Annotated in this window: 31 protein-coding genes, 1 pseudogene and 1 riboswitch; of the genes and pseudogenes, 12 read left to right on the top strand and 20 right to left on the bottom strand. The window is 40.4% G+C overall.

Translation table 11 applies throughout. From position 1 onward, the window contains the following. Positions 1 to 252: 252 nt before the first annotated feature. Positions 253 to 1,248, top strand: coding sequence for an NAD(P)/FAD-dependent oxidoreductase (locus ABC361_RS14785; RefSeq protein ID WP_413074663.1), 996 nt, complete (start codon positions 253 to 255; stop codon positions 1,246 to 1,248). A 48-nt stretch (positions 1,249 to 1,296) separates the two neighbouring features. On the opposite strand, the gene ABC361_RS14790 is transcribed toward ABC361_RS14785, so the two are convergent. The 4 genes from ABC361_RS14790 to ABC361_RS14805 are packed head-to-tail and all read right to left on the bottom strand — an operon-like array spanning position 1,297 to position 6,695. Continuing rightward, positions 1,297 to 2,424, bottom strand: a complete 1,128-nt coding sequence (locus ABC361_RS14790) for a mannitol-1-phosphate 5-dehydrogenase (protein ID WP_413074664.1) — start codon at positions 2,422 to 2,424, stop codon at positions 1,297 to 1,299. After that, complete coding sequence (locus tag ABC361_RS14795) at positions 2,424 to 2,855, bottom strand: PTS mannitol transporter subunit IIA (protein ID WP_255223745.1); 432 nt, start codon at positions 2,853 to 2,855, stop codon at positions 2,424 to 2,426. The genes ABC361_RS14790 and ABC361_RS14795 overlap by 1 nt, the downstream gene beginning before the upstream one ends. Next, the gene (locus ABC361_RS14800; RefSeq protein ID WP_413074665.1) at positions 2,852 to 4,918 is read right to left on the bottom strand and encodes a BglG family transcription antiterminator; all 2,067 of its coding nucleotides are present in this window, start codon (positions 4,916 to 4,918) and stop codon (positions 2,852 to 2,854) included. The genes ABC361_RS14795 and ABC361_RS14800 overlap by 4 nt, the downstream gene beginning before the upstream one ends. Before the next feature lie 55 nt (positions 4,919 to 4,973). Then, on the bottom strand, positions 4,974 to 6,695 hold the full coding sequence (locus ABC361_RS14805; protein ID WP_413074666.1) for a PTS mannitol transporter subunit IIBC: 1,722 nt from the start codon (positions 6,693 to 6,695) through the stop codon (positions 4,974 to 4,976). Between the two features lie 215 nt (positions 6,696 to 6,910). On the opposite strand from ABC361_RS14805, the gene ABC361_RS14810 reads away from it, so the two are divergent. Beyond that, positions 6,911 to 7,735 carry a transporter substrate-binding domain-containing protein gene (locus tag ABC361_RS14810; protein ID WP_413074667.1) on the top strand — a complete coding sequence of 275 codons (825 nt, stop codon included), beginning with the start codon at positions 6,911 to 6,913 and terminating at the stop codon, positions 7,733 to 7,735. A gap of 17 nt (positions 7,736 to 7,752) precedes the next feature. Beyond that, entirely contained in the window at positions 7,753 to 8,427 is a 675-nt protein-coding gene (locus ABC361_RS14815; protein ID WP_413074668.1) for an amino acid ABC transporter permease, read from the top strand. 31 nt (positions 8,428 to 8,458) lie between these two features. Here the strand turns inward: ABC361_RS14815 and ABC361_RS14820 are convergent, their stop codons facing one another. Further along, entirely contained in the window at positions 8,459 to 8,812 is a 354-nt protein-coding gene (locus ABC361_RS14820) for a HesB/IscA family protein (RefSeq protein ID WP_413074669.1), read from the bottom strand. A 64-nt stretch (positions 8,813 to 8,876) separates the two neighbouring features. Next, a complete protein-coding gene (locus ABC361_RS14825; protein ID WP_413074670.1) occupies positions 8,877 to 9,047 on the bottom strand; it encodes a Spo0E family sporulation regulatory protein-aspartic acid phosphatase in 171 nt (56 codons plus the stop codon). A 211-nt stretch (positions 9,048 to 9,258) separates the two neighbouring features. On the opposite strand from ABC361_RS14825, the gene mqnE reads away from it, so the two are divergent. After that, positions 9,259 to 10,353 (top strand): aminofutalosine synthase MqnE, encoded by a 1,095-nt coding sequence (gene mqnE / locus ABC361_RS14830; RefSeq protein WP_413074671.1) that lies wholly within the window; start codon positions 9,259 to 9,261, stop codon positions 10,351 to 10,353. 41 nt (positions 10,354 to 10,394) lie between these two features. On the opposite strand, the gene dapF is transcribed toward mqnE, so the two are convergent. Genes dapF through ABC361_RS14845 form a run of 3 tightly spaced genes read right to left on the bottom strand, consistent with a single transcriptional unit; the run spans position 10,395 to position 11,761 of the window. After that, the gene (dapF, locus tag ABC361_RS14835) at positions 10,395 to 11,255 is read right to left on the bottom strand and encodes a diaminopimelate epimerase (RefSeq protein WP_413074672.1); all 861 of its coding nucleotides are present in this window, start codon (positions 11,253 to 11,255) and stop codon (positions 10,395 to 10,397) included. After that, positions 11,252 to 11,491, bottom strand: a complete 240-nt coding sequence (locus ABC361_RS14840; protein ID WP_413074673.1) for a hypothetical protein — start codon at positions 11,489 to 11,491, stop codon at positions 11,252 to 11,254. The genes dapF and ABC361_RS14840 overlap by 4 nt, the downstream gene beginning before the upstream one ends. A 36-nt stretch (positions 11,492 to 11,527) precedes the next feature. After that, positions 11,528 to 11,761 (bottom strand): YuzB family protein, encoded by a 234-nt coding sequence (locus tag ABC361_RS14845; protein ID WP_413074674.1) that lies wholly within the window; start codon positions 11,759 to 11,761, stop codon positions 11,528 to 11,530. Between the two features lie 206 nt (positions 11,762 to 11,967). On the opposite strand from ABC361_RS14845, the pseudogene ABC361_RS14850 reads away from it, so the two are divergent. Together ABC361_RS14850 and ABC361_RS14855 are read left to right on the top strand one after the other, a co-directional pair. After that, positions 11,968 to 12,132: pseudogene (locus tag ABC361_RS14850) on the top strand (TetR/AcrR family transcriptional regulator); the annotation flags it as partial. Between the two features lie 393 nt (positions 12,133 to 12,525). Further along, the gene (locus ABC361_RS14855; protein WP_413075781.1) at positions 12,526 to 13,593 is read left to right on the top strand and encodes an NAD(P)/FAD-dependent oxidoreductase; all 1,068 of its coding nucleotides are present in this window, start codon (positions 12,526 to 12,528) and stop codon (positions 13,591 to 13,593) included. A gap of 41 nt (positions 13,594 to 13,634) precedes the next feature. Here the strand turns inward: ABC361_RS14855 and ABC361_RS14860 are convergent, their stop codons facing one another. After that, the gene (locus ABC361_RS14860; RefSeq protein WP_413074675.1) at positions 13,635 to 13,946 is read right to left on the bottom strand and encodes a YuzD family protein; all 312 of its coding nucleotides are present in this window, start codon (positions 13,944 to 13,946) and stop codon (positions 13,635 to 13,637) included. A 140-nt stretch (positions 13,947 to 14,086) separates the two neighbouring features. Here ABC361_RS14860 and ABC361_RS14865 point away from each other — a divergent pair, with 140 nt between their 5' ends. Both ABC361_RS14865 and ABC361_RS14870 read left to right on the top strand, forming a co-directional pair. After that, positions 14,087 to 14,326: a NifU family protein gene (locus ABC361_RS14865; RefSeq protein WP_413074676.1), complete on the top strand. Its 240-nt coding sequence runs from the start codon at positions 14,087 to 14,089 to the stop codon at positions 14,324 to 14,326. A gap of 102 nt (positions 14,327 to 14,428) precedes the next feature. Then, positions 14,429 to 14,647, top strand: a complete 219-nt coding sequence (locus ABC361_RS14870) for a small acid-soluble spore protein Tlp (protein WP_413074677.1) — start codon at positions 14,429 to 14,431, stop codon at positions 14,645 to 14,647. A gap of 49 nt (positions 14,648 to 14,696) precedes the next feature. On the opposite strand, the gene ABC361_RS14875 is transcribed toward ABC361_RS14870, so the two are convergent. From ABC361_RS14875 to yutH, 4 genes are all read right to left on the bottom strand, one after another. Next, the gene (locus tag ABC361_RS14875; protein WP_099301635.1) at positions 14,697 to 14,918 is read right to left on the bottom strand and encodes a transcriptional regulator SplA domain-containing protein; all 222 of its coding nucleotides are present in this window, start codon (positions 14,916 to 14,918) and stop codon (positions 14,697 to 14,699) included. Positions 14,919 to 14,962: 44 nt separating this feature from the next. Next, a complete protein-coding gene (gene thrB, locus ABC361_RS14880; RefSeq protein WP_413074678.1) occupies positions 14,963 to 15,853 on the bottom strand; it encodes a homoserine kinase in 891 nt (296 codons plus the stop codon). A 2-nt stretch (positions 15,854 to 15,855) separates the two neighbouring features. Beyond that, positions 15,856 to 16,917 carry a threonine synthase gene (gene thrC / locus ABC361_RS14885; protein ID WP_413075782.1) on the bottom strand — a complete coding sequence of 354 codons (1,062 nt, stop codon included), beginning with the start codon at positions 16,915 to 16,917 and terminating at the stop codon, positions 15,856 to 15,858. 128 nt (positions 16,918 to 17,045) lie between these two features. Continuing rightward, the gene (yutH, locus tag ABC361_RS14890; RefSeq protein WP_413074679.1) at positions 17,046 to 18,086 is read right to left on the bottom strand and encodes a spore coat putative kinase YutH; all 1,041 of its coding nucleotides are present in this window, start codon (positions 18,084 to 18,086) and stop codon (positions 17,046 to 17,048) included. Positions 18,087 to 18,201: 115 nt separating this feature from the next. Between yutH and ABC361_RS14895 the strand changes: the two genes are divergently transcribed. Continuing rightward, positions 18,202 to 18,684, top strand: coding sequence for a phosphatidylglycerophosphatase A family protein (locus tag ABC361_RS14895; RefSeq protein ID WP_413074680.1), 483 nt, complete (start codon positions 18,202 to 18,204; stop codon positions 18,682 to 18,684). Positions 18,685 to 18,749: 65 nt separating this feature from the next. Here the strand turns inward: ABC361_RS14895 and ABC361_RS14900 are convergent, their stop codons facing one another. Both ABC361_RS14900 and ABC361_RS14905 read right to left on the bottom strand, forming a co-directional pair. Beyond that, positions 18,750 to 19,505 carry a TIGR01457 family HAD-type hydrolase gene (locus tag ABC361_RS14900; RefSeq protein WP_413074681.1) on the bottom strand — a complete coding sequence of 252 codons (756 nt, stop codon included), beginning with the start codon at positions 19,503 to 19,505 and terminating at the stop codon, positions 18,750 to 18,752. 2 nt (positions 19,506 to 19,507) lie between these two features. Next, on the bottom strand, positions 19,508 to 19,954 hold the full coding sequence (locus ABC361_RS14905; RefSeq protein ID WP_413074682.1) for a DUF86 domain-containing protein: 447 nt from the start codon (positions 19,952 to 19,954) through the stop codon (positions 19,508 to 19,510). A gap of 70 nt (positions 19,955 to 20,024) precedes the next feature. On the opposite strand from ABC361_RS14905, the gene ABC361_RS14910 reads away from it, so the two are divergent. Beyond that, complete coding sequence (locus tag ABC361_RS14910) at positions 20,025 to 20,270, top strand: hypothetical protein (RefSeq protein ID WP_413074683.1); 246 nt, start codon at positions 20,025 to 20,027, stop codon at positions 20,268 to 20,270. Between the two features lie 50 nt (positions 20,271 to 20,320). On the opposite strand, the gene ABC361_RS14915 is transcribed toward ABC361_RS14910, so the two are convergent. After that, on the bottom strand, positions 20,321 to 20,617 hold the full coding sequence (locus ABC361_RS14915) for a YutD family protein (protein WP_099301642.1): 297 nt from the start codon (positions 20,615 to 20,617) through the stop codon (positions 20,321 to 20,323). Positions 20,618 to 20,786: 169 nt separating this feature from the next. Here ABC361_RS14915 and ABC361_RS14920 point away from each other — a divergent pair, with 169 nt between their 5' ends. Beyond that, entirely contained in the window at positions 20,787 to 21,392 is a 606-nt protein-coding gene (locus ABC361_RS14920; RefSeq protein WP_413074684.1) for a YhcN/YlaJ family sporulation lipoprotein, read from the top strand. Between the two features lie 67 nt (positions 21,393 to 21,459). Here ABC361_RS14920 and lipA read toward each other — a convergent pair whose 3' ends face one another. Continuing rightward, the gene (gene lipA / locus ABC361_RS14925) at positions 21,460 to 22,386 is read right to left on the bottom strand and encodes a lipoyl synthase (RefSeq protein ID WP_413074685.1); all 927 of its coding nucleotides are present in this window, start codon (positions 22,384 to 22,386) and stop codon (positions 21,460 to 21,462) included. Positions 22,387 to 22,561: 175 nt separating this feature from the next. Here lipA and ABC361_RS14930 point away from each other — a divergent pair, with 175 nt between their 5' ends. Continuing rightward, complete coding sequence (locus ABC361_RS14930; RefSeq protein ID WP_413074686.1) at positions 22,562 to 23,557, top strand: M23 family metallopeptidase; 996 nt, start codon at positions 22,562 to 22,564, stop codon at positions 23,555 to 23,557. Positions 23,558 to 23,584: 27 nt separating this feature from the next. Here ABC361_RS14930 and ABC361_RS14935 read toward each other — a convergent pair whose 3' ends face one another. Together ABC361_RS14935 and yunB are read right to left on the bottom strand one after the other, a co-directional pair. Further along, entirely contained in the window at positions 23,585 to 25,201 is a 1,617-nt protein-coding gene (locus ABC361_RS14935) for a Na+/H+ antiporter NhaC family protein (protein ID WP_413074687.1), read from the bottom strand. Between the two features lie 84 nt (positions 25,202 to 25,285). After that, a riboswitch (Lysine riboswitch) is annotated at positions 25,286 to 25,458 on the bottom strand. Positions 25,459 to 25,641: 183 nt separating this feature from the next. Beyond that, on the bottom strand, positions 25,642 to 26,442 hold the full coding sequence (gene yunB, locus ABC361_RS14940; protein ID WP_413074688.1) for a sporulation protein YunB: 801 nt from the start codon (positions 26,440 to 26,442) through the stop codon (positions 25,642 to 25,644).

A 26,442-nucleotide genomic window follows, 5' to 3' on the forward strand; every position in this document is an offset into this window, starting at 1 on the left:
TTCAAATCACTTCCAATTGTCAGTATTTTAATTCGTATGGCGTTTATGTTTGTGATCAATTTCACGTTCTAATTCATAACTAGAGAATTTCATATAATCGTCATATAATCCAACACTCTAATAATATTCGTTTTTTCTTCAAAATTCAACTCCATTGCATAAAAAAGTTTGGTTTAATTGCTGCCCTTTGTATTTGTTTCCACCACCATGTATAATGAGAAAGGATCTCAATTCAGTCTGGGGGGTAACACATTGGAAGAACGTGAAGATTTATATGACTTAACCATTATCGGTGGCGGTCCAGCTGGACTTTTTGCTGCCTTTTATGCAGGAATGCGCCAAATGAAAGTGAAAGTTATTGAAAGTATGCCCCAATTAGGCGGCCAACTTTCAGCGCTTTATCCTGATAAATATATTTATGATGTTGCTGGTTTTCCGAACGTAAAAGCACAAGATTTAGTGGATCAACTCACTGCACAAGCTCAGCAGTTTAATCCAGAGCTTGCGCTTGAAGAAGCGGTACAAACGTTAACGAAAGAAGAAGATAATACGTTTACATTAACCACAAATAAGCAATCTCATGCAACAAAAGCGGTATTAATTACGGCTGGTGCCGGTGCCTTTGCTCCAAGAAAGCTTAAAGTAGACGGAGCAGAGCAATACGAGGATCAAAATATCCATTATTTTATCCGTGATTTATCTGCTTTTACAGGTAAGCGTGTCGCTGTGATTGGTGGAGGCGACTCTGCGGTTGACTGGGCACTTATGCTTGAACCAATCGCAAAAGAAGTGACGCTAGTTCACCGCCGCGATGAATTCCGTGCTCACGAGCATAGCGTTGACTTATTGAAAAAATCAAATGTGCGACTCCTTACACCATTTGAAACAACTGAACTGCATGGAGAAAATGATCGTGTGTCTGCTGTGACTTTCACAAAAGTAAAAGGCGAAGAAACAGAAACGATCGAAGTTGATGATGTTGTTGTCACATTTGGCTTTGTATCTACATTAGGACCTATTAAAGAATGGGGCTTAGACATTCATAAAAATGCCATTCAAGTAAACACAAAAATGGAAACAAACATTGAAGGCGTCTATGCAGCAGGAGACGTTAGCACATACGATGGAAAAGTAAAGCTAATTGCGACTGGATTTGGTGAAGCACCAACAGCTGTTAATAACGCCAAAGTATACATTGATCCTAAAGCACGTGTCTTTCCAGGTCATTCCACAAGTATATTTGAATAAGAAAAAGCTCGTACATAGAACCTACTCTATGCACGAGCTTTTTTATTTCTAGAAACGTTTCTTCAATAAATGAACAAGTGGATGTGATTCTTCTAATCCTGTAATGCTCGTAAACGCGCCAATACAGCCTTTATCCGAGATTAATTGCTTAAGCTTTACGCTCTCCTCATCTGTCTCATCATAAAAGTGTAAGGCGTCATAAATCGTTTCTACAAGGGACTCTGGGTGAAGTCCTTTTTCAGCCAAAGCTTTTGCTGGCTTCACAAGTCGATCGTTTACTCCTAATTTGCGAATCGGTCCTCGACCGACACGGTTCACTTTATCTTCTAAATAAGGATTTTCAAAACGCGAAATGATTTTATTAATATAAGCTTCTTGTTCTTCTGCCTCAAATCCATGATCCTCAACTAAGATTGCTTTTGTTTCATTTAATGCACCACGCACACGGTGTTTAATGTAATCTTGAGCCAACGCTTCTTTAATGGTCTCAATCCCTGCTTGAAAACCAGCATATGAAGCAACCGCATGACCAGTGTTAACAGTAAAAAGCTTTCTTTCAATAAACGGTGCCAAGTCTTGAACACGTTTTGCTTCACCTAATGAAATCGATTCACCTTTTAATGAAGGCTCTTCGACAACCCATTCAAAAAAGGGTTCTACGGTTACAGACAACACATCATCAGACTGTACATTCGGCACAATACGGTCTACAGCAGCATCTGCAAAACCAGTATACGCATTTACTGCTTCCCATTCATCTGAGGTTAACTGTGAGACAACGGCTTCTTTTAATTGCGAAGTAGCTCGAATCGCATTTTCACAAGCAATCACGTTCACTGGCTTAGTTGAAGTTCGCGCTAAAAGACCTTTTGCAATTGTTCCTGCAAGCATTGGCAAAATATGTGGCCCAACTGCTGTTGTGATGATATCTGCTTGTGCAATTGCATCAAGAACGGCAGCCTCATTTGTTTTGCTATTAATTCCGGAAACGTGTTCCACAGTGAACGAATGGTTTTGCTCACCTACAACGTGAACATCATAGCGAGCCCGTTCATTTAATGCATTAATGACGGCATCATTCACATCCACAAACTGAACTTGATAGCCTGCATCGGCTAATAAAGCGCCAATAAATCCTCTTCCTATATTACCTGCACCAAAGTGAACAGCTTTCATTATTCAGCAACCTCGGAGAAGAAATCAAGGACGTCCTTTTCTGAAGTGGCTTTTAATAGTTCGCGAACATTTTCTTCTTCTGAACAAGCAATCGCAATTTGCGAAAGAATCGCTAAATGCTCGTCTCCTTTTCCTGCAATCCCAATAACAAGCTGAACAGGGTTTCCGTTCCAATCCAACTCTTCATCAAGTAATTGAATCGACAAGCCCGAAGAACGTACTTCGTCTCTTGCGTCTTCTGTACCGTGAGGAATTGCTAGAAGATTCCCCATATACGTGGATGTCACTTCTTCTCTTTCGAACATCTTATCGATGTAGTTTTCGCTAATATATCCTTGTTCAGCAAGGATTTCTCCAGCTTGACGAATCGCCTCTTCTTTTGAACTTACTTTAACGTTTAATCGGATGTTTTCTTCTTTTAAAATACTCATGTTGTATCGACTCCTTCATTTATAAATCTGATTAGAAATGTTTTACTTTTTTCTTCGAGCAACGATTTAATTTCTTTTATCGATTCCTCTTTAAACAATCTCGTTTGTTCTTCTGATTCAATCAATAAGATACTTAAATAGCTCATATAAGCTAGTTGTTGCTCTGTTAATTGAATCGGTGCGAGCATAAGGATCATTCTTGTAATTTCTTCATTCTCGCCAGCCATTGATTGGACCGTTACTGGGGTCGTCAATGATAGTATCCCAAATACAGGCGTAATTATATCCGCTGTTCTCGTATGATATAATGCTAACCCCGAACCTGGAATCGCTAAACCTCCGAGCGCTTCTCTTTCTTGTAGCGACGACAGAACACGCTCTTTCTGTTTAACCTTCCCCTTTTCTTCCAACTGTCTAATAACCATTCCAAGCCCGTCTTCAACGGAAATAACGTCACAATGAAAAATAGAATCAAGCACTTGTTCAATGTACAAACTCATATTGATAATTTCTTTCATGGAAGTTGGGGTACTTCCCTCTTTTTTAGGTGGAAGGTTAAGCATAGGCGTTTGTTCATTATGACTATCAAGATACGTACGAATCATCGTCACTTCATTGTCTGTTAATACTGGACTAACATGAATGGCCTGTCGCTTTTGTTCATTTAACCGAACCGTTGATAAAAATAGATCAAATGAATGAGGATCAAATTGATCAAGCTCCAACATTGAAGCGAGGGTAATAGACTTAACTTCAGGGAATTCATCACGAATTCGGCTAGATAACATTCTCGCCGAACCAATGCCGCTTGAACAGACGACCAGCGCCCGCAAAGAGTGGCGGTTTTTCTTACGTGTCATAGCAGCCCCGAAATGTAGCGTCAAGAATCCAATCTCTTCGTCAGGTAACACGATTGGCGCAAATACTTTATTCGCCTTTTCTTTCGTCGTCTCAAAAAGTTCTTGATAGTCCGCTTTAATTTGCTCTAATAACGGATTGTGAATTTTCATTTGTTGCTCGACACGGTAAATTGTTGGACGTAAATGCGCCATCAACCCTTGAAAAAATGACGGGTCACTAAAGGTCATCTGTAGCGTTACTTCCATTTCTCGAATAAACGCTTTGACACGGTAAGAAAGTTCCGGGTTCCCCTTCACTAATGTTTCTTCAAATGGTTGTGAGGTTCGCGTCCCCCGAAGATGCATGATCAAATAACCAATTTCTTCTTTTGGAATATGAACAGAAAATGTTCGCTCAAGTGCACGAGCCAGCTTTTGTGCCAATGGCACCACTTCTTTCTCTCGCTTCAGCACTTCAAGTTGTCCAGCGTCCATTTGAATCTTCTCACCTTGACGAATTCGTTCAACCGCTAAAGTGATGTGAACGACAAGCGCAACATAAGATTGATCCGTTAACCGTTCTAATGATTCTGCTTGTAATTCAGACAACGTTAGTTGGACACTTCGTATTGTTTGTAAATCCACAAAATGAAGCAGTCGATTGGCAACTTCTTGCTGTAGGTCTTTCGAAAAAACAGCTTGATAAAAAGTTTCTTCTGTTAAATGTTCAGACAGAACGGCAGACATCGCGCGGCGGATAGACGTCTCATTCCCAACCGCCTCAATTCCGAAACCTCTTTTCCGGACAAGCTCAATTCCAAATCGCTCTAGCCACTCACTCGCTTTGTAGAGATCCGAACTAACCGTTGCAACGGCAACATTTAGATCTTTTGCCAACGTATAAAGCTTTATTGGTTCTTTTGCATCTAAAAGGCTGGCAATTAATAAGCTAATACGTTCTTGAGCGGTAAAGTCGTTCTGAACTCCTTCCGATAATCTTTCAAGCAGCTGCTGCTTTTGTTTCTCGTTTCCAACAATCTTTAAGTGTGGCTTCCTTTGCAACTGTAGGTGTTGGTTCACAAGTGTCTTTTCCAGTTGTTTAAGATCACGTTGGACCGTACGCAAACTAACTGATGCCGCATCCGCTAGTTGCTTCATGCCGATTCCAGAGTCATGATCGATTAACACCCTTAATAGCAAACGCTCTCTCGCCGTTAAGAACACATAAAAAACCTCCATCTAAAGCAGGAAGCATCCCTAGAGTTAGGGATGCCAATTTTTATTTCAAGCGTTCAATTAACTCATCATACTTCGGACTGTTCATGAAGTTTTCTACAGAGATATGTTCAGCATCAGGTAACTTTTGCTTCGCACGCTCCGTTAAATCTCTATGGGTAATGACAATATCAGCATCCGATGGGATGGAGTTAATCGCTGTATTCGATACATGAATACCCTCGATATTTGCTTTCTTAAACTTATTTTTTAATAAAGAAGCACCCATCGCACTTGAACCCATTCCAGCATCACATGCAAAGATAATTTTATCGACATCTTCTTGTACCGCTTCGGCTTCCACTGGCTCTTCAGCCGAGTCGCCACCTTTTAAATCTTCAATGATTTCATTGTAGCGCGGGCTATTCATAAAGTTGTCTACGGATACATGAATGGCAGACGGATTTTTTTGCTTCGCACGTTCCGTTAAGTCCTTATGGGTAATCACAAGGTCTGCGCTATCAGGAATATTGCTAATCGATGTATTTGCAACCGATACCCCATCAATTCCTGCTTTTTTCACGCGATCTTTCATGATCGATGCGCCCATCGCACTTGAACCCATTCCGGCATCACATGCAAAGATAATGGATGAAACATTTGCGTAACCAGTTGCTTGTGACTGACCTGCATCAGCAATGACAGATGATTTCTTTCCTTTCATGTCTTGCATTTTTGCTTGCGCGTCTTCAATGTTATCATCTTCGCCTTTTTTATCGAAGCGAAGTACAAGAGAAGCAATTACAAAGGAAACAGCTGTTGCAACAAGCACACCTAAAATCACGCCTAGATAATCCCCTTGTGCCGTTAAAGCCATTATTGGGATAATACTACCTGGTGAAGCCGGTGCTACTAAACCTACTTCAAATAAATTAAAGACGAGTACACCAGATGCCCCACCAAAGATAACAGCAACAAACATTAGTGGCTTCATTAACACATAAGGGAAGTAGATTTCGTGAATACCACCAAAGAAGTGAATAATTCCTGCTCCGTATGCAGATCCACGAGCAGCACCTCTACCAAAAATCATGAACGCCAGTAAAATTCCTAGACCAGGTCCTGGGTTGGCTTCTAATAAGTAAAAAATTGATTTTCCTAACTCATCTGCTTGAGTAGCTGCTAAAGGTACAAGTACACCATGATTGATGGCGTTATTTAAGAAGAGAATTTTTGCAGGCTCAATAATAATACTTACAAGCGGAAGAAGTCCTGTTGAGATTAAAAGATCTGCTCCACGCCCTAAAATTTCCGTTAAGCCTTGAACAAGTGGTGCTACAACTAAAGAACCAATGACAGCTAAAGCGGCACCAATTAAACCAGCAGAGAAGTTATTAACAAGCATTTCAAACCCTTGTCTAATTTTCCCTTCAATGAGCTGATCAAACTTTTTGATGACATACCCACCAAGTGGTCCCATCACCATCGCTCCGATAAACATTGGTGCGTCTGGTACGGCTGCAATTACACCCATAAGTGCTGTCGCACCAACGACACCTCCACGCATATCGTGAATAAGCTTACCACCTGTGTATGCAATTAAAAGCGGTAGTAAGAAATAAATCATCGGTTGGACCATATTGTCCAAAATTTCTATCATGAAGAAAGCATTAATTGCGGTTATCGTACCAAAGGCAATAAACGCGCCAATGTTTGGCATGATCATACTACTTAAATTACTCCCAAACTTTTGTACGCGGGACCGAATGCTTTTTTTCTCGGCCATCGTATTTCCTCCTATTCGTGTATATACTTTAATTCAATCTTATCCACCTATAGCGTGCCCTTCAACAAAAGGAAAATACAATTTCGTCGCAGTGCTTGCGACAACATTGATTTTAAGGGTATTCTTTTATAATGGAAGAAACTGTTTACACCTTGATTGTTTTGCTTAATCGGTGCATACTTACTAAGGATATTGAATTAGGGGGATTTACATCAATGAAAAAACTTATTTTTCCTTCTTTACTTGCAACGACTTTTCTCGTCGCTTGCGGATCTGATGAAACGGACGAGACAAGCGGAAATGAAGCTTGGAATGCGATTCAAGAGTCTGGAACGATGACGGTTGCCACAGCGGGAACGTTGTTTCCAACGTCGTATCATTCTGAAGATGATGAATTAACGGGCTACGAAGTTGAACTTGTAAGGGAAATTGCTGCTCTTCTTGATGTTGAAGTTGAGTTTGAGGAAATTGGCGTGGATACGATGACACAAGCGTTAAATAGCGGTCGCGTACATCTTGCTGCAAACAGCTTAGCGATTACTGAGGAGCGAGAAGAAAACTTTGATTTTTCCACACCGTATAAATACTCATTTGGAAGTGCGATTGTTCGAGAAGATGATTTATCAGGAATTGAATCTCTTGAAGATTTAGATGGAAAAATAGCGCTTGGCGCAATGAACACGACTTATATGCAAAAAGCTGAAGAATACGGAGCTACACCTACCTATTTTGATAATGTGACAAATGATGTTTATTTGCGCGCTGTTGAAAATGGACAAGGAGATGTGGTCTTAAATGATTATTATCTTCAGTCTATCACCGTAAATCATCTTTCAGATATAGCCGTCCAAATTCATCCGACCTTATTCTATGACCCAAGCGAACAAGGGATGATGATGGCGAAGGACGAGCCTCTTTTGCTAGAAGCCGTGAATGATGCATTAACGCAATTATTGGATGATGGTACAGCTACAGCCCTTTCAGAAGAATTTTTTGAAGGCTACGATGTAACTGAACTTCCAGATATTGATTTTGAATAATAAAGGAATGTTCATCTATGAGTTCATTTGACCTTACGCTAGCAATTGAGTCTTTCCCATTCATTTTAAAAGGTCTGCAATATACAATGCTCGTCGCTGTTGTGAGTATGGTCATTGCCATGATACTTGGGTTATTTTTAGCACTCGGCCGTATGTCTACCCATAGATATGTTCGATGGCCGAGCATGCTCTTTATATCGTTCAACCGTGGTGTGCCAATACTTGTGCTTCTTTTCTTACTCTATGCCGCTTTGCCGGAGCTTGGCTTAAGTTTAAGTGCTGTCGCTGCTGCGATTGTTGCGTTTAGTTTGAATACGTCTGCATATATTGCAGAAGTGAATCGCTCAGCACTTTCATCGGTTTCTTATGGCCAGCAAGAAGCTGCTGCTGCTTTAGGATTAAGAAAATGGCAAGCGATGCGCTACATTATTTTGCCACAAGCAATTCGGATTGCCCTGCCACCATTGAGTAACGTCTTTTTAACATTAATTAAATCAACGTCCATTGCGTCTACGATTGCCTTACCTGAATTAATGTATCAAGCTCGGATCATTGGCGGACGGGAATTTAACTATTTAACCGTTATTGTCGTCGCAGCACTCATATACTGGGGCGTCTGTTCGCTACTTGCTTGGTTACAGCGGTATCTAGAAAAACGTTATAACCATTATTTAGAGCCAGAACAAAAATAAGAACCGAAGACAAAAGTCTTCGGTTCTTTCTTTAACAGTTTTCCGGTGTACCTGCGTTTGTAGCGGTTCTGAAAGAAGAGCCACATCCACAGTTGGCAATGGCGTTTGGATTATCAATTGTAAATCCGCCGCCCATCATATTTTGTTTATAATCAATCACTAATCCTTTAATGATCGGTTCACTTTCCTGATCCACTAAAATATCGAGTCCATTGACTTGGAATTGTGTATCGGATTCCGCTTTCTCATCATCAAAACCCATGCCATAGGAAAGACCAGAACAGCCTCCGCCTTGTACACCGATTCGTAGCATTAATGAATCGTCGCCTTCGTCTTTCTTCATTGAAAGAATTTGCGCTGCCGCTGCATCTGTTAGAGTAATCATGTTCGTGCCTCCCTTTTTATCTTTCCTATAGTATAGACCCTTTCGTTTTGATACTCAAGTCATACTACTTAATTGGACATTGATCTTTGCGCATTAAATCATTATGTATATCATCAATTTGTTCACTATATGTGAGGACAAGAGGATGGTTTAATCCATGTCGCTTAGCTGCTAGTAACATCTCTTGGCGTAACAATTCTAACTTATCCAAACATCGATCATGCCGTGTTTTCAATTTTACTTACCTCCAAGATTATAAGTATTCACCACCCTGTATATTACCTCGGCCAAGCATGATGTTTCAATATGTCATTCTGCTTATTTTCTTGTATGATCGTTTTACGTTCCTTTCATTCTTAAATATGTAGTAGTATAATAGAATACGTGATCAACTAATAGACTTCGTACGATGCACCAAGCGATGTTGTTAAAGGAGGAATCCGAAGATGAGTGTGCTTTTGACAGACACAAAACTTCAAGACGTAAAAGAAAAAGTTTTGAACGGTGAACGCTTATCCATAGAAGACGGCCTAACATTATATGAAACACCAGATTTACTTGGTGTTGCTCAATTAGCTAACCTTGTAAATGAAAGAAAAAATGGTCAGAACGTTTATTTTATTGAGAACCTCTACATTAATCCAACAAATGTATGTGAAGCGAATTGTGGCTTCTGCGGATTTAAGCGCAAGCCTGGTGAAGAAGGCGCTTATACAATGGATGAAGAAGCTTTATTAAAATACGTTTCAGATCGCTGGAATGACAACATTCGCGAATTCCATATTGTCGGCGGGCACAACAATGAAGTTGGCTTTGACTACTATGTGAATATCGTGAAAACGTTGAAAAAGCACTATCCGCAAGTAACGGTTAAAGCATACACCGGAGCCGAGATTGAATTTTTCTCTCGTCTTGCTGGAATTTCAATGAAAGAAGTCATCCAAACCTTAATGGACGCGGGCTTATCTACACTTACTGGTGGAGGCGCTGAAATTTTAACAGAGCGTTACCGCGCGATTATGAGTCCGGAAAAAGCTTCAACAGACCAGTGGCTCGAAGCACATGAAACCGCTCATAACTTGGGACTTCGTACGCATTCAACGATGCTTTATGGTTCGGTTGAATCCCATGAAGAGCGTTTAATCCATATGCAGCGTGTGCGTGAATTACAAGATCGTACGAATGGATTTATGGTGTTTATTCCATTAGCGATGCAGCCTAGAAATGTAAAAGCAGGGTTAAACAGACGTACTTCTGCTTATGATGACATGAGAACAATCGCGGTTAGCCGCTTAATGCTCGATAATTTCCAGCATATTAAAGCGTATTGGATCAACATCGGTGTGCAATTAACACAAATGGCATTAACATTTGGCTCAAGCGACATCCATGGTACATTAATTGAAGAGCGAATTTCTCATTCCGTTGGAGCCCTTACTTCTGCTGGAATTACAAGAAAAGAGCTCATTCATATGATTAAAAGCGCAGGCAAAAACCCTGTTGAACGAGACACATTTTATAACATCATTAAAGAATATTAAAAAAGAAGCTTGCAGCGTATTCGTTGCAAGCTCCTTTTTCGTTATAAATACCATTCTCCACTGCAAATATACTCGGCTGGTCCATTCATCAAGACGTCGCCATTATCTTTCCATTTAATCTGTAAATCTCCGCCTAATAAATGCACCACGACATCTGTTTCTTTTTCTAAGTGACCATTCAAGACGCTCGCTACAACCGCGGCACACGCACCTGTTCCACACGCTTGCGTAATGCCAGAACCTCTCTCCCAAACACGAAAATGAATGTCTGATTTATTTACGACTTCAACCCATTCTACATTCACCCACTCTGGAAAGAGCGCATGTTTTTCAAGTATAGGGCCTAACGCTTCCACTGGAGCTTCTTCAATGTTGTCAACAAATTGAACGGCGTGAGGGTTGCCCATAGAAACAGCGGTTAGTTCAACGACCTCCCCTGCTACGTCAACCGGTTTGGCTATTACTTTTTGCTTAAGATCTTCTGCCTTCATTGGAATCTCTCCCGCTAGCAATCGTGGTTTACCCATATTAATCGTGACCGACGACACGATCCCAGCTTTATCTGGAAAAACTGTTGCTTCCACCATTCCACCTGCTGTTTCTATTGAAAAATCGCTTTCTGAAACCAATCCATGTTCATAGCTATATTTCGCAACACAACGTAAGCCATTTCCACAGTTTTTTGCTTCAGATCCATCGTTGTTAAACACACGCATCTTCACAGCCGCTTTTTGTGACGGATAAATTAAAATCATCCCATCACTTCCAATTCCTTTATTCTTATCTGCTACGCGCACAGCGGTTTCACTCAACTGACTTTCGGGTATTTTCTCCTTAAACATATTCACATAAATATAACTATTTCCTAAACCGTGCATTTTTGTAAACTTCATCATCTTCACCTTCTTAATGGTTCATTTGCCCAAAAATAGTCTTCATCTGCTTCTAAAACGACCATCACGCTATGACAGCATGGCATATTTAAACGCACTTTAAATTGTTCTTTAGCAAGCTTCAAGTCTTTTTGCTTCATAGATGTCAGCACATGCTGTTGCTGACAATATGGACATTCTTCAACATAAATGTCTTTTCCCTGAACTTCATATGGCCAAGTATGACTAAATGGTATGTGCTGCAAGATGACTGCCTCCTCATTTTTAATGTATCTTTTTGTTTATTCGTTAAGGGCTGACACATAATTCATGACATGCTTCACAAGCTCATCTACGGTCGTCCCAGCAATGTACGTATCGTTTACAAGTAAAAAATGTTCATGTCTGCATGTTCCACAATAGGATAAACACCCGTAATCAATGATTTCTGTATTAGGAACTGATTGTAGCTGCTTAATCGCCTCAATCGTTCCCTCATCTAAATTGGTCATACAGCATTCAATTCGTACATTCACTTGCTTCACCTCTTTTTTTATGCTACTTTGTCGGTCATATAAAGTCAATCTGCAGCGATTCAGAAATAAAAAGAGAAACTCGCATTTATGGGTTGTCGAAAGAAAGCGCAATCGGTATAATCAAAACTGACCAGAGTCAATTTTAAATCGTACTAAACATGTACCGAGGTGAAGGATAGCCGTAAATTCGGAACGGTTAGGTATACATGAACAAAACAAAAAAATCTCGAACACGTTCAGCTATCTTAGAGTCTGCCGTTATTCTTTTTTATGAAAAGGGTTTCGAGCAAACGACTGTTGAAGAAATTACAAAAGGCGCACAAGTTGCAAAAGGGACGTTCTTTAATCACTTTCCAACAAAAGAATCGATTTTACATGCCTTATTCGAGAAGCAGTTACTCCAATTAATGGAGCAACGTACAAGCATCCTCCCTGTATCGAATGTATTAACACAAATTCGATCAAGTTTACTGTATTTATTGAAAGATTATGATATCCATCCAAGTCTAACAATCCAAACCTGGAAAAACGTCATTGAAAACGAAAAGCGTTTGCATGCCTATTGGGTTGAATTGTTAGAGGAGGCAGACTTGGTGCTTACAGGCGAAGAGGCAGAGCATTACGCCCATATCATCAATAGCCATATCGGTTATACGATGAGTGCCTTTCGTCAAGAAGGAACAAGAATGGGACTTGTCCATCAAGCGATGTCCCTAATCGAAACTAGTTTTAAAGCAATTTCGCTTAAAAGGAGATCTCTACTTATGAAGAAACTCGTTGTACTTGGAGCTGGTTATGGCGGCATGCGTGTCTTGCAAAGACTATTGCCTAATGACTTGCCAAAAGACTGGGAAATTATTCTTGTTGATGAAATGCCTTATCATTGCTTAAAGACCGAATACTATGCACTTGCTGCTGGAACGGCTTCCGACCACCATTTAAGGGTGTCTCTACCAGAAGATGAACGGCTAACACTTAAATACGCGACGGTTTCCACCATTCACGCGAACGATCATTTAATTGAATTAAGCAATGGCGAAACCATCCCCTTTGATAAATTAGTCATCGGTTTAGGATGCACAGATAAGTACCACGGGGTTCCTGGTGCAGATACTTATACGTACAGCATCCAGACAATGAGCGCAACGCGTCGCACGTATGAAGCCTTAAATAATGTTCGACCTGAAGGGGTTGTATCCATCGTTGGAGCTGGGTTAAGCGGCGTGGAGTTAGCAAGTGAACTTCGAGAAAGCCGTCCGGATCTTTCTATTAAACTTTTTGATCGTGGCGAATCGGTTATGAGTCAATTTCCAAAAAAATTAAGCTCCTATGTTCAAAATTGGTTTATTGAACACGGAGTTGACGTAAGCAATAACTCCAATATCACAAAAGTGGAGCCAGGAGCTCTTTACAATCATGACGAACGAATTGAAAGTGATGTCGTGATTTGGACAGCTGGGGTACAACCAGTTAACGTCGTACGTGAACTCGATGTGGAAAAAGATCGCTCAGGTCGTGTTGTATTAACACCTCAACACTTTATTCCAGACCATCCCGATCTTTTCGTAGTAGGTGATTGTGCAAGCTTGCCTCATGCACCGAGTGCGCAACTAGCAGAAGGTCAAGCAGAACAAATTGTTTCGATCCTAAAGCACCAATGGAAAGGTGAGTCCTTACCTGAAGAGATGCCGCGAATTAAATTAAAAGGTGTCCTTGGTTCATTAGGGAAGAAACACGGTTTTGGTATGATGGGCGAACGTCCGCTAACAGGTCGGGTCGCTCGAATCTTAAAAAGTGGTGTTCTATGGATGTACAAATATCACAGTGGATGATCAAACAAGCGCTAAGGAATGAACATTCCTTAGCGCTTTTCTTAAAGGGAAAGAGCCGCTTCCACTTTTTGTGTTACTTTTTTTAGCTGGGGATTCCCTTCCGCAATCACTTCTCCATTTAGCAGAACAAGTGGATAAAAAAACTCTTCATTCAATATGCTTTCAGACCATTCTCGCTCCTGCTCCGTCTGCGGTGCTTGAATGTCAACATAATGAAAGGAAATCACTTCGTCAGGAAATTTTCGTGCTAAAGCTGCCTCGAGCCATTCTTTTGTTTCTAATGCACTTGGCAAATGTACGCAAGATGCACATTTCTGTTCTGCGCCATACACAGTAAATTCAATTTTTGGCACGCCTTCCACCCTCTCTATCGCCTTTATAATAAGCTTACAGGAGAAGCAGAAGGGAATCCACAAAAAATAATTGTGCAGATGCATGGATTTTTTTTTTCTAGACGATTATAATGAGAGTATGATGAAAGGAGTGATTCCAAATGGAAACAAGCACAGATATGATGGAGCAAGTACAAGAGGTATTGGATAAGCTTCGTCCGTTTTTGCTACGTGATGGCGGAGACGTTGAACTTGTTGATGTGGAAGAAGGAATCGTAAAAGTACGCCTTCTTGGTGCTTGCGGTTCTTGCCCAAGCTCTACAATTACGTTAAAAGCTGGGATTGAGCGTGCCCTTTTAGAAGAAGTACCAGGGGTTGTCGAAATCGAGCAAGTATTTTAATCACCAGTTTATTCAGCAGTAAAGCATTCGCTTTACTGCTTTTTTACGTACATATTCGCCACTTTTTGTAGAATACTTCTACTAAAGGAGGCTAACATTTTTATGGCAAACCACGACGATCGCAGTGACAATGCAGAAAAAATTCAATCAATGATTGATGACACGAAACGGCGCATGCATGAAGCAGAAATGTATCAAACAGAGCATGCAGAAGAGCTTCACCCAGATGAAAAGCGTGCGCTTATAGAAAAAAAGCGGAATCGCGAAATCAGTATTGATGCTCTTGAAGAGGAAAAGCAAGAGGAAGAGGGCCAGTCCTAAGTCTCTCGACAAAGAAAGCAAACCTAGAAAGATCTAGGTTTGCTTCTTTTTACATCATATACTGATTGTATACTTGTTCTGCATCTTCATAAGAGGCAAATACAGCGTCATCTTCTTCTAGAGTGTGATAATAATCATAGACAACAACAGATGTGCCAAGTGAATCGACCGAAATGTAGCCTTCTTGAATTGTTGCAACTGTAGGGGTGTGGGGATTGCTATAAATAACAAAGACCGATTGACCATCTTGTAACTCACTAACGTGTAACATGCATACGCCTCCTTTTTTGAGTAGTATGCCAATTCTTCTTCAAGCTATGCTTGGGCAACTGAAACGGCTGTTCCAACCGTTTCAGGTTGTAGAACCAGTGTTTCAAAATATGGAAAACGTCGTTTCACTTCTTTTGCAAACATGTCGCTGTTTCCTTGCTCAACAAAGCAAAGTACGGTTGGACCGGCCCCACTTAATGCGGCACCATATGCATAGGGGTGATCCTTTACATATGCCATCACCTCTTCCCAATATGGGATGAGATGTTTGCGGTAAGGATGATGAAATTCATCTTCCATCATGAGTTCGCCTACTAAAGCCCAATTATTTGCCATCATTGCGGCAGTCATCACATTTGCTAATGCACTCGTTTGAACGGCCTGCTTATAATCGAGCTCTTTTGGCAGAATGCCTCTCGCTTTCTTCGTTTCCAATATCTCTGGTGGAACAAGCGCGACCAAATCGACTTGTGGCTGTTCAACTTTAATAACGTCTGTTCGGTGTTCACGGTGCGCCCCAATAATGAGCCCTCCATATATGGACGGTGCCACATTATCGGGATGTCCCTCATACAACGAAGCAATGCGCACTTTCTCTACTTGAGCAATCGTTTTCTCTGCGCAATAGCAGGCGATTTCAACGCCAGCTACAATCGCAGCCGCACTTGATCCAAATCCTTTTGCGAGCGGGATCTCATTTTTCATGGAGACACGACACGGTAGTAAGTCGATTTGTAAGTGCTTTGCAGCAAATTCAGCGGCTTTAACCATTAAATTATTTGGTTTCAGATTCGTTAAGCCTGGAGAATCACAATGAAACGACCATTGTTCAGCTCGTTCCACTTCTAAGTAAAGATACCGATTAAGCGCCATACCAATTGAATCAAACCCTGGTCCTAAATTTGCAGTACTAGCAGGAATCGTTATTGAAAGCATCGTCACACCACCATTTCTTTACCGAGCAAATAATTTTTAATTGCTTCAGTAGAATGCGGGAGTACAACTCGCTTCGATGGTGATACATCCATTGCCGTTACAGGATCTTTTAATCCATTTCCTGTTAATACTGCAACCACTTTCGACCCTTTGGCGATTTGACCATTCGCAACGGCTTTTTTTATGCCTGCAATCGATGCACAAGATCCTGGCTCCGCAAAGATCCCTTCGTTTTTGGCCAACGCTTTATAAGCTTCAATAATTTCTTCATCCGAAACCATATCAATCGTGCCATTTGAACCTTTTGCTGCTTCCGTTGCTTTTTGCCAACTCGCAGGATTCCCAATTCTTATCGCAGTCGCAATCGTCTCCGGATTCTCAACAACTTCATTCCGAACAATTGGAGCAGCACCTTCAGCTTGAAAGCCATGTAATTGTGGAAGCCCTGTTTGAAAGGCTTGATGGTATTCTTGAAATCCTAACCAATAGGCAGAAATGTTGCCAGCATTGCCAACAGGAATCGCTAATACATCTGGAGCTGAACCAAGCTGATCACAAATTTCAAACGCTGCTGTTTTTTGACCTTCCAATCGGTATGGATTTACTGAGTTTACAAGTTCTATAGAAGAATCGCGCGTAAGTTCACGGACTGTTTGTAAGGCTTGATCGAAATTTCCCTCCACTTCAATCACTTCTGCACCTAACATTACGGCTTGTGCTAACTTCCCTTGCGCAATTTTCCCTTTCGGAATAACGACAAATACACGAATTCCAGCTTTAGCCCCGTAAGCAGCTGCCGATGCTGACGTATTGCCTGTTGACGCACACATAATAGCCGTTTTTCCTTTTTCAACGGCTTTTGCAACAGCCATGACCATACCTCTATCTTTAAATGAGCCTGTCGGGTTTAATCCTTCATACTTTCCATAAAGCTCAATTCCCCATTGTTCTGATAGGCGCTCAAACTGCACAAGTGGTGTATTGCCTTCACCTAGCGAAAGCTTTGGTGTCTGATCATTTACTGGTAAATACGTTCTATATTCTTGCAGTAACCCTTTCCACATTAACAACTACCCCACTCCTTATCCGTAAAAAACGTTCGATTGGTAACTCGAAGTCTTTTTCAGAAGAACTAATGTCTTTATATAATGGACATTATAGCGGGAGTTTGTTTTCTTTGCAAGGAAAATTCTTAAATTTTTTGCCCAATGATCCAATCCAATTCGGGAATCGACTGATAACGGTGAAGTTTCGCATCTTCCGCTAATTCATTTAGAAAAGCACCATTTTGTTTCTCCTTATCAAGAAACGAGCTAAGTTGTTCTGAGTAGCCCAACTGCTCTCCTGGTATTTGTGCACGATAATAGTGTTCAATTAATTCGAAATAATGCAGTGGAAAAAGCAATCTCGAATACATTAATTGCCATGAAAACCTTGATAACACTTGCGTTTCTTCATAACCGCTCATAAACGAAGCGATATCTTGCTGCGTTTGTCTTTGTTCTTGCTGAACACGTCGATCTCGAATCCACTCGGCAAGGTCTCGTGCTGGATGATCAAATAAAAAGGTTGTTGGTAATTTAATGATTTGCCCACTCTCTGAAACCTTCAGCCACGACGTATCTTTAAACCGGTTATGACAAATTGTCCCACTGTCTCTTGGCTCCATTGGGATATCCATCTCTGTGTCTACTGCGTATTGAATCGCATTCTCCGTCATTCCCATAAAATAAGGATACGTATACAAAAACAATTCGTCCGTTTGTGTAGATGGTCCCGTAGCTCTTTTTTGCGCGTACCAATTTTCAAGCTGCTCAAGTCGTTGCTCCCAGATAGAGGGCCAGCGACTCGCTTGAAGCGTCGTCCAATTCCCTGCACCTTGTTGCCCTCTAGCATGCCAGCCTTTTAACTGTCCACCTAGATCATGAGTTGATCGAATTCTCATACTACGTTCTTCTTGGACAGAAGGAATGTGAAAGACGTAGACTTCTGTACCATCGATAAGAGTAGAGGGTTGATTTGATCGATTTTGTACAAGTTCAAGTACGGAATGATCACCAGCAGTTCTCATATAATCGGAAAAAGCCAGCATTTGTGCCTCCTCCATTTGCAATTCCTCTTTCGGGATAATTAAATAGGATTCTTGATTTGCTTGAAATCCTTCAAACTCACCAATGGCAAACCGCTCCGTGCAATACAATTTATAATGATCATACAAGTTGCGTTCAAGCATGAACATTCCTCCTCTCCATATGTATCCTTTTCTAGTCTATGACCTAGTCGCATAAAATGTGTGTCGGAACGTAAACTATATGGAAAGAATGTCTGTGCGAATATGGAGGGATGACATGGACGCTGTTGAAAAAACGGCTAGAGATCTTTTGCTTGAACGAGGCGTCACGATTGAAGAAATTGCCGAGCTTGTATACGAACTACAAAGCAACTATCATTCTGCCTTAACGATTCAAGCATGTATCGACAATATTGACCGAGTGCTTTCTAAAAGAGAAGTTCAAAATGCCATTATTACCGGTATTCAGCTTGATAAACTAACTGAGAAAAAGATGCTTGATGAACCACTGCAATCCATTTTAGCTCGTGATGAAGGGTTGTACGGCATTGATGAAATTATTGCGCTATCGATTGTTAATGTGTATGGATCAATTGGGTTTACCAACTATGGATACGTAGATAAAATGAAACCAGGCATAATCAAAAAATTGAACGATAAGTCTTCCTCTTATTGCCATACATTTTTAGACGATATTGTTGGTGCAATTGCTGCTGCCGCTTCAAGCCGCCTCGCTCACCGTAGAGAGCATACAGAATAAAAATCGCAAAAAAAACGAATGATTTCCTCACAAGGAATCATCCGTTTTTTGCTTATCCTCTTCTCTTAAATAACCCAATCCTTTAACGAAGCAATTGAAAACGTTGGTTGCTTCTCATAAATGGTACAATCCACAGTAATTCCTGTCTGTACGTGTAGAGTAGCTAAACCAGCTTGAATTCCGGTCATAATATCAGTCTCGTAATTATCCCCAACTAAAATCGTTTCATCTTTTGGAAACTGTAGCTGCTCTAAAGCCATAGAGACGATTTCTTCATTCGGCTTTCCGATTGTCACAGGTTCCTTTTGAGCAGCATAAGCAATAGCCGCCACAAGAGCTCCATTTCCACACACAAGCCCGTCCGCTGAGGGTAGCATTCGATCAGGGTTTGTCGCAATGAACTGAGCGCCTTCACGAATAAACCGTGCGGCTTTGCTTAATTTTTCATACGTGATCTGACGGTCTAGTCCTACAATCACTGCATCTGGTTGTTCGTCATCTTTTTGAAAATTAGCAAAGGCTTTTTCCAATCCAGTCTCGCCAATTACATAGACAGAGGAAACCGCTGCTTGTTTTTTTACGTAAAGAGCCGTCGCTAACGCAGACGTTACAATTTGTTTCGGTTCAACAAGTATATGAAATTTCCTAAGCTTGTCCGCCACTTGTTCCGTCGTTTTTGTAGAATTATTTGTAATAAATCCATAAGGAATCGCTTGTTGATTTAGTTTGCGAATAAATGCAACCGCACTGTCAATCGGTGTGTCTCCATTGTAAACGGTCCCATCTAAATCAAATAAATAACTTTTAAAATGGTGATTCATCTTTACTTCTCCTCAGGAATAAACGCCGTGATTACACCTAGCTCGTTTTTTAAATAGACCTGTACGTTTTGGGGAAATTGTTTTAAACTTTCTAATTGATTCCTTACATTTTCATACAGCGCTTGATGGTCAATCGTCGTATATTCATAAGCAAGCGGTTTACGCAAACGAATGACAACCTTTAACGATTCACCATCACTTGGCGTAATGACTTTTTCATCTTCTAAAATGTCAATAATATCTTCATAGCCACCTGGATCCCGCATAATAAATCCATCTATGAGCTGATTGCCTACATCGATAATGGATTCAATCAGGACAGTTACAGCTCGTTCAAGAGAGAGTTTTCCTCTCATGTCTTCTGGTGCCGTTTCATTTGTTAAAAAATGTGTTAATACTTCCATATTGGACAACACGTCGTCTATTCTTTTTCTGTCAACAAAATACATATGCCTTTCCTCCTGATGTGTTCATTTTTTTATTCTTACTGGGCATAATGCTTTTAAAGGAGGAGATCACATGGCAGAAAAAGACACCTACCATGATTTTAAAAATGTTGAAGCCTCTCACCAATATATTGTGCCTGAAGCGACACCTGAAGGGCCTTATGGGTCACCTATTCGTAAAGATACTCCTGTTGAAAACAAATCAACACCGTGGGAAGATGACCAACGTGAGTACAGTGCGTTTAACTACAATGATAAAGAACAACATGCCCATCAACCACGAAAATACCCGAGTCATCATCCTACTCATGATGAATAATGGTTAAACAAACGAGCTAATGGCGAGCGCTCCCTTAGAGATTTCCGCCATTAGCTTTTATTCGTTGCAGCTTTTTCACTCACACGTTTGACGACAAAATAAGCACAGCCAAAATTACAGTATTCATATAAATAATCAGGTAGTGTACTAATTTTTTTATCAAACGTTGATTTTTTATTTTTATCTTCAAAAAATCCACGCAAACGCAATTGGTTATAACCCCAATCACCGACAATATAATCGTATTTATTGAGCACATCACTGTAACGCGCTTTAAATGCTTCTTCGTCCCAACCGGCTTTCTCGTCTTGAACGACTTCATAATGTTGACCACAAATGGTTATCATGAAAAACCACCTCAATTCACTTCTTCAAACGTACTAGCCTTAGTTTATCATATTTGCTCACAATTCTCTGTAGTCTTTCCGTTTTCTTCATCCATTATTTGTTACCACTAGGTAATCCTCTTGCGTGGAATAGTAAATGTGCACGATAAACTTAAAATGGGGGATTCAAATGAGAATTGCACTTACTATACTTGCTGCTGTTAGTGTTCTCACAGCTTGCAATCAACAATCTCAACAGGGAATTTATGAAACAAATGAAGCCCATCAAACCGCTAGAGGCACAGAATACGACTCAAATTTAATGGCTCGTGGCTATGGGTTTTCCCAGCATACGTATGAAGAAATGCAGCACAATAATGATGAAGCAGGCGCGTTAGTTGTCAACCGCGATATGTTAGCTGAAGGCATTTCACGTATGATTGTCGATAACCCATCAATTGAAGAAGCAGCTGTGCTTGTAACCGACAAGTATGTTCTTGCCGTTTATGAACAGCGAGACAACCAGCCAGAAAATCTTGTAGCCGATCAAGTAAAACGTACAGCCTTATCCGTTGTACCTAGCTTTTATGATGTGTATGTTTCAAATGACCCAATGCATATGAAAGATATTGAACGTTACCAAAACTCTACTTCAGGAAGCGTAGAAAATGCGTCTTTAATTGACGATACGATTGAGGAATTAAAGAAAGATCCTCAAGGTGATGTGGAATTAGGAACAGATGAAGATATGGAAATTATGCGTGAAAAACAAAAAGCACTACGAGAAGGCAAATAAAAAAGACCGTTAATGCAAACGGTCTTCAGCTTGTCGACATTGTCGATAAGCTTTTTTAGATTTTTATTTATGAAGAAACATGTGTCTCGCTCTGCACTTTTTTTGCTTCCATATTTACTTGCGCTTGATTCACTTGCTCATCAGCATGGTAAGAAGAACGAACGAGTGGACCAGCTTCACAATGACTGAATCCTTTACTCAATGCAATCTCTTTCAGCTCAGCAAATTCATCTGGGTGATAGTATTTGATTACTTTTAAATGTTTTTTTGTTGGTTGCAAATATTGACCGATGGTAAGAATGTCCACATCATTTGCGCGTAAATCGTCCATCGTTTCCACAATTTCTTCTTTTGTTTCGCCAAGTCCAATCATAATACTTGATTTTGTTGGAATGTCTGCGTGCATGTCTTTTGCTCGACGCAAAAATTCTAACGTACGATCATATTTCGCTCTTGCACGTACTTTTGGCGTTAAGCGACGAACCGTTTCAATGTTGTGGTTCATAATATTTGGTCTAGCATCCATTAACGTTTGTAAGCTTTGTTCATTTCCGAGCATATCTGAAGGTAGCACTTCAATTGTGCAAAAAGGACTTTTACGACGAACGGCTTTTACGGTTTCAGCAAACACAAAAGCGCCACCATCTTTTAAATCATCTCTTGCGACTGCTGTAATGACGACATGCTTTAATCCCATTGTTTCGACAGAGTCCGCAACGCGTTCTGGCTCTTCTAAATCCAATTCTGTTGGAAGTCCTGTTTTAACTGCGCAAAAGCGACAGCCTCTTGTACAAGTATCTCCGAGAATCATAAACGTTGCTGTTTTTCGCACTGCCCAACATTCATGAATATTGGGACATCTAGCCTCTTCACACACAGTATGTAGCTTTTTTTCTCGCATCATTTTTTTTAAGCCTGTATACGATTCATTTGTATTTAGTTTAATTTTCAACCAATCTGGCTTACGTAGATGCATGTCTTTCTTTTCAGTCATTCAAAAACATCCCTTCTTTGGGAAAATTCTTTTTATCAAACTAATCGTAACATGATTTAAGCAACTTGACCAATGACGTTTTACAAAAATTCTACAAAAAATGGCAAGTTTTTGTTGTAATGTTTTTTGCCTAACAGTTAGAAACTAAGCAAAAGCTTGAGAAAGGAGAATGCAAATGTTCACGTATCGTTCCGTCATTAGCTCGATATTGGTTTTCTTGTTTTGCCTTAGCCCTATTATTCCTCAAGCACAAGCAGAGGAAACGCCTAATCCTTATATTGAACGAAATGCCTTATATCATAAAATGGAAACCATTACGAGCGTTCCCTGGTATTACTTAGCTGCAGTTGATTCGTATGAGCGCGGTCTTCGAAAAGCATTACGCGATCGTCCAGATGCAGAAGGATATATTTCAATTTACTATGCAAAAGAAGAATGGATCGGGCCCTTAAACCCAAATCAAGATGATGATAATCCCAATACGATTCAGTTGTTTGAAGGCATTGGCTTAGATGGCAATGGGGATGGAAAAGCTTTACTAAACGATGACGAGGATGTCCTTTATACACTTGCTCGTTATTTAGAATCGTATGGTCTAACAGAAGAAGATTTTCGTATAGCATTATGGCATATTTACCAACGCGAACAAAGCGTAAATATTGTCGCTGGTCACGCAAAAGTGTATCAACAGTTTCAAACACTTGACCTTCATAAACATGCCTTTGTTATGCCGCTACACCATAACTATAGCTATCGTAGCACGTGGGGGGATAGACGTGGTTGGGGTGGTCGACGCATTCATGAAGGAACCGATCTATTTGCAAATTACAACGTTCCGATTCAATCGTCTTCTTATGGAATTGTTGAAACAAAAGGTTGGAATCCTTATGGTGGTTGGCGTGTTGGTATTCGTGATTTAGATAATATCTATCATTATTACGCTCATTTAAGTGGATTTGAAAAAGGGATTGAAGAAGGCACTATTGTTGAGGCTGGGCAAGTAATTGGCTATTGTGGTTCATCTGGTTATGGAAAACCGGGTACACAAGGGAAATTCCCACCCCATTTACATTACGGCATGTATCGTGATAATGGTGTAACAGAATGGTCCTTTGATCCATTCCCTTCCTTAAAACAGTGGGAGCGGGCGGCAAAACAAGCAAAAAAATAGAGCAAAGCAGTTGCTTTGCTCTATCTCTTATGATGCTACAGCATCTTTTTTGTTTAATCGTTGAAGAATCACTACAGCTATAACAAGTATGACCACTACAGTAATCCAAGCAACAATCGCGCCGAAGAATCCAAGAATAAAAAAGGCAATTGTTGACACGATTGCTGTCATAATGGCGTACGGCAGCTGCGTAATGACATGATCCATATGATGTGCACCAGAACCCGCTGCTGACAAAATTGTTGTATCCGAAATTGGTGAGATGTGATCACCAAATATAGAACCAGCAAGTACCGCCGCAAGCATTGGAACGAGCATTGTTGGCTCAACAACGACCGCAATTTGCGCCGCAATTGGTAAGAGCATACCAAACGTCCCCCAAGACGTACCAGTTGCTAATCCAGAAAACGCGGCTACTAAGAAAATAAGCACTGGTAAAAATCCAGGGTGAATAGATTGATCAATTAACGAAGCCAAATAGTTTCCTGTACCTAGTAACCCAATCATTTCAATTGTTGTCCATGCTAATAACAAAATTCCAATCGCTGGTAGCATTGATTTCACACCAGCAATCACTGCTTTACCAAAATCAGGTGCTTTTGGTTTTGTCATAAAGGTCATAGCAATCGTTGTTAAAAGGCCAATAAAACTACCGACTAAAAGTGATAAACCAATGTCTGTGTACTCCATCATCGTTAAGACCGTGACGTCTACGCCATCCCCACTCGCACCTTGAGCACCTGTAACCAACATCATTGTTACAGTTGCAATAACAAGAACAAGAATCGGAACAAACAATTGCGAAACACGCCCGTTATCCATCTGTAAATCAGCAGATAAGCTTCCTGGCACATCTCCTTTAGCTGGATCTGTTAATTGATTATCTTCTTTTGCGCGTTTCTCATGCTGTTTCATCAATCCAATATCAATGTTAAAAACAATGACTAATACAATAAAAATAAGTGCGATTAACGCATAAAAGTTAATTGGAATCGTGTAAATAAATGCTTGTAGCGGACTATATTCAATAATTTGGTTTGCAGCAAACACGGATGCAAAAATCCCAATGATATATGCACCCCAACTTGACATAGGCGTAATCACACATATTGGCGCTGATGTTGAATCGACAATATATGACAATTTTGCCCGTGATACACGATAACGATCGGTTAGAGGGCGACTCGTATTTCCTACTGTTAATGCATTAAAATAATCATCTATAAAGATAATAATTCCTAAAACAAAAGGTAAAAACAATGATTTTTTTCTAGTCGTAATTCGTTTTTCTGCCCAGCGACTAAAAGCTTGTCCACCACCAGAAAACGTAATCAGACTCGCAACAATCCCTAAAAAGACTAGAAACAACATAATGTACAGTTCCCAATCATTTATGGAAACCCCATTCTCAACCATTGATTGCACAACCCCTGCAAAGCTTGGCTCTTCTAATGTTTCAAACGAAATAAAAAACGAGATAAAGGTTTGAAAAATCCCCGCAAAAGCCTGCATAATTCCTTCAAATGCAATAAATGCCCCAATTAAAATGGCAATTCCTAGAGAAATAAAAACCTTCCTTGTTAAAATCACTAATGTTAACGCCACAATTGGCGGGACAAGTGATAACCAACCTACGTGATCCATAATAACCTCTCCTTTAAAGACTGTAACCAAAAAAAAGACAATCATGGTATAAACCCATTATTGTCTAAAACAATTAACAGTCCCATCCATAGTAGTCCTCCACAGTTTCCTGTGACAGTCCGCCATTTCTTAAATGACGACCCAGCTAAAAAGAAATGAACGTTTCTTCTCGCTTCGGCAAAAAAACCTTTCCACTCCAATCATTGCTGTTCAAGCTCCAAGCATGTACTGATTTTTTTTGCGCCTCTACCCCATCAAGCAGATGAGGTGTTCTATTCAATTCAATATTTATCTTACCACACGTTTGTTTCACAAACAATGACAAAATACGACAATTTTACTATTTTGTTGCGCTCAAATGTAATCATGAATCTCATTAATTTAGAGCGGTCTGGACCTGACGACCATTTTTTAACAGAGTGATGTACACGCTCGCGTCTCTATTCTTCTTGTTCTTGATTCGTGTCTTCTTCATTCATCTCTTCTTGGTTCATGTCTTCTTGGTTCATGTCTTCTTCACCAATGACTGGATACCCGAAGCCACCTTGCCCTCCGTAAAACTGTGGGACAGGTCCAGCAACATAAGCAAAACCTGCTGGCAATTCAACGGATATTGTATCCGATGTTTCAGAAAACGGGAGAATGACATCCATATTGACATCAATGTTCACATAAAAAGATAACCGTGTATTGTTAATGCCGAGTGCCTCAGCCTCATCCCTCATTTGCACTTTTGCATCACCCATTAATGCAAATCGAACAGGAATGCCAGGTCCTACATCGGTTAATAACGCATTATTTAATGCACGACCTAGAGGAATCGTTGCAACAACATGATTTTGATCACCGTAGCTATTTATCTCTCCACGCTGAATTTGATTCATGACTTCATGAACCCGATGCTGAACCCTTCCCATTAATTCATTATACTTCTGCGTATTAACATCAAGAAAAACGACAATTCCATCGTTATTGGTTTCTTTTATAAAGATCTCACTCATATCCATATTGGAAAGCTCTTCTGTCATTGCCTGCTCAATCGTATACGTTGCGACCCGCTCCATTTCACGATGTGCAATTTGCGAAATAATTGGTCGAAGTTGCGAATCAACAAACCACAATCCTTGAATTGACAAGATCGCAAATAAGATGGACGAAAAAAGCAAGACATATCGAAAAGGCAAAGGAGCTCCAGATTGTTTAGCAGCTTTAATTGGTTGAAATCGATGACGTTTACGCAA

Source organism: Shouchella phoenicis (genome assembly GCF_047238345.1).
Classification (GTDB): domain Bacteria; phylum Bacillota; class Bacilli; order Bacillales; family Bacillaceae_D; genus Shouchella.